1 protein-coding gene is annotated in these 582 nt (G+C 51.4%); it reads right to left on the bottom strand.

The genetic code is table 11. The features are described from left to right. Nucleotides 1-312: ATP-binding protein (locus tag ACFWW2_RS00010; RefSeq protein WP_393925314.1), on the bottom strand; the 312-nt coding region annotated here is incomplete at its 3' end. Nucleotides 313-582 lie beyond the last annotated feature (270 nt).

Raw genomic sequence — 582 nt, 5'->3', positions numbered from 1 at the left:
AAACCCAAAGGTATGAATGTTGAGTAAGTCGGACCCTTCCAGCTTGGACGTTGCATGACGAGACAGGGCGAGCGGCAAATCCTCGGCCGGAATGCCGTACCCATCATCCGTGACACGGATCAGTGTTTTGCCGCCGTCAGCAATATCGATTGTAATCCGGGTCGCCATCGCATCAATCGCGTTCTCGACCAGTTCCTTCACAGCCGATGATGGTCGTTCGACAACTTCGCCAGCAGCAATGCGGTTTATCGCTGCATCGTCGAGTTGGCGGATACGCGGCGCAACTTTGGATCCTGCATTTTCATCGAGCATTTTGAAGGTTCCCGTAAGTTTACAAATCATGGTGTCCCGGAATTGGAGCGCGATGAGTCATAGTAGAACAAAGGGGGAACTATGGCAATCGCCTAACCAGGATTCTGCCCCGTCCGGTATTCGTTCCCTTATGGCACGCAGATGAATAGGACAGCTCTATCGAAGCATTGCTTATCGGTATTTTATTTCGGCAACCAATCCTGATTAACTGATTTTGTGAGCAACCTGCCCCCAGGCGTTCCCTTTTCCCTATGAGAGAAAGTCTGGGGG

The organism is Yoonia sp. R2-816 (genome assembly GCF_046762905.1).
In the GTDB taxonomy this organism is placed as follows: Bacteria; Pseudomonadota; Alphaproteobacteria; order Rhodobacterales; family Rhodobacteraceae; genus Yoonia.
This window is presented reverse-complemented; position numbering and strand designations above follow the sequence as displayed.